We start from the raw sequence: 2,360 nt of genomic DNA, 5'->3' as shown, positions 1-2,360 counted from the left end.
GCTGGCGGCCGGGCTGGCCGCGCCGGCGTTCGGGCCGCAGGCGCTGCTGGCGCCGCGCCCGGTGCCGCCCTTCGATCCGGGGCCGCTGGGTGCGCCGGTGGCGATGCCGGACCAGACGTCCGCCGCCTACTTCGTGCCGCCGCCGGATGCGGCGCAGGCCCGCAACGGCGGGGTGCGCCGGCAGTACGAGCAGTACCTGGCGCAGGCCCGGGCCCGGTTCGAACAGGACTGGTACGCCGCGCAGGCGCGGGAGGCTGACCGGCAGCGCCGGCTGGCCGCGTACCACCAGGAGTACCTGGTCTGGGCGGAGGGCTTCCGCCGTCAGGAGGCGGAACGCGGGGCCGGTACCGAGGAGTTGCTGCGGCGGCTGCGGGCGGGTGAGCCGGAGGCGGTGCAGGAGTACTTCACGGCGGGTCTGTACGCGTCGGCGGCCTGGCCGGAGGGTTTCCCGCACCGGCTGGTGGCGGCCTGGGAGGCGTCGAGCCGTCAGCTGGTGGTGAACTGGGAACTGCCGGGCCCGGATGTGGTGCCGGCGGCCGGCCGGGTGCGGTACGTGAAGGCGGACGACCGCGAGGCCGAGGTGGCCCGTCCCGCGACCGAGCGCAAGGCGCTGTACCGGGAGGTGCTGGCGCAGGCCGCGCTGCGGGTGGCGGTGGAGCTGTTCCGGGCGGACCGGGACGGGATGCTGGACTCGGTGGTGCTGAACGGCTTCGTGCTGGGCATCGACCCGGCGACCGGCCGGGAGGCGGAGCGCTTCCTGTCGACGCTGACGGTGACCCGGGCCGAGTTCTCCGGGCTGGCCCTGGACCGGGTGGCGCCGGTGGAGTGCTTCCAGGGCCTGGGCGGCAAGTTGTCGGCGCGGCCGGAACGGCTGGACGAGGTGAAGCCGGACCGGCTGCCGGAGTCGGTCGGCGGGAGCCTGGCCGGGCACTTCGGCGAGGACGAGCCGGACCTCTTCGAGATGGACCCGCTGGAGTTCGAGGACCTGATCGCCGAGCTGTTCCGGCTGCGCGGCTTCCGGGTGATGACCACGGCCCGCAGCGGCGACGTCGGGGTGGACGTGGTCGCCGAGGACCTGGACCCGGTCACCGGCGGCAAGATCGTGATCCAGGCCAAGCGGTACCGGAAGACCGTCTCGCCGACGGCCGTACGCGACCTGGAGTCCACCGTCCGCCACCACGGCGCCATCAAGGGCATCCTGGTCACCACGGCGGGCTTCGGCAAGGGCTCGTACAGCTACATCGAGGGCAAGCCGCTGACCCTGGTGAGCGGGCCGGAGCTGGTGGAACTGCTGGCCGAGCAGGGGCTGCGCGGCCGGCTCGGCGGCGGGAGCAGCGGAAGCAGCAGCAGTGGGAGCAGCGACACCGGCAGCGCTGCGAACAGCACGGCCGGCGCTGCCCCGGGCGCCGGGCCCGTCGCCCCGCAGAGCAGCGTGACGGTCAGCTGGCAGAGCCGCACGGCCGGCGGGGACCCGGTGGAGCTGGACGTCAGCGCGTTCCTGTGCGCCCGGGGCCGGGTGGTGAGCGACGAGCACTTCGTGTTCTTCAACAACCCGCAGGACCCGGACGGCGCCGTCCGGCTGCACCCGACCCACTCGGTGCCGGGCGAGCCGGCCCGGGCGGCGCGGCTGAGCCTGGACCTGCACCGGCTGCCGGCCGCCGTGGACGAGGTGGTGCTGGCGGTGTCCACCGAGGAGGAGGAGCCTCCGGCGCTGCCGCTGGGCTACGTGTACGGGCTGGCCGTCGCCGCCGAGTACGGGCCGGGCGCGAACGGGCCGGCGAAGTGGCCGGGTGCCAACGGCGGTATCCCGGACTCGGCGATGCTGCTGGGGAGCTTCCGACGGACGGACGCCGGCTGGCAGTTCGCGCCCTCGGCACGGGCGGTGACGAACGGTCTGGCCGGGCTGGCGACGGCCTTCGGCGTCGCGGTGGAGTGACCGCGTGACGTGACCCGTGACCTGTCCGCGTGAAGCGAGGGCGTGAAGCGAGGGCGTGAAGCGAGGGCGTGACCTGTCCGCGTGAAGCGAGGGCGTGATGTGACCCGTGGAGTCACGCCACCGGGGACCTCGGTCCTCCGGGCAACTGGTCATACCTGAGGAGGAGATCGCCCCCGCCGCCCCGCCGGGTCGGCGGGGGCCGACCGTCCGCTCGGCATACGCATCGGGCCCGAACGGCTTGGGAGGATGGATCGGTAGGACAATCCGATTCATTCCCAGGAGTCTTCGTGACCTTCCCCGCAACCGCCGTCCGTACCGGCCTGGCGGCCGCCCGCGCCACCGGCCTCAACAAGGTCTACGGGGAGGGGGAAACCCGGGTCGTCGCCCTGGACAACGTCAGTGTCACCTTCCCCCAGGGCGAGTT

1 protein-coding gene and 1 pseudogene are annotated in these 2,360 nt (G+C 73.9%); both read left to right on the top strand.

Features of this window, described 5'->3' with window-relative positions:
- The coding region (locus tag BG452_RS32730) for a restriction endonuclease (protein ID WP_188307982.1) at positions 1–1,936 on the top strand (1,936 nt) is incomplete at its 5' end.
- Positions 1,937–2,223: 287 nt separating this feature from the next.
- A pseudogene (locus tag BG452_RS32725) lies at positions 2,224–2,360 on the top strand (ABC transporter ATP-binding protein); the annotation flags it as partial.

The sequence above is a fragment of the Streptomyces sp. CBMA123 genome, assembly GCF_014596465.1.
Lineage (GTDB): Bacteria > Actinomycetota > Actinomycetes > Streptomycetales > Streptomycetaceae > Kitasatospora.
Note: the sequence above shows the minus strand (reverse complement) of the source record. Positions and strands in the feature narration are given on the sequence as shown.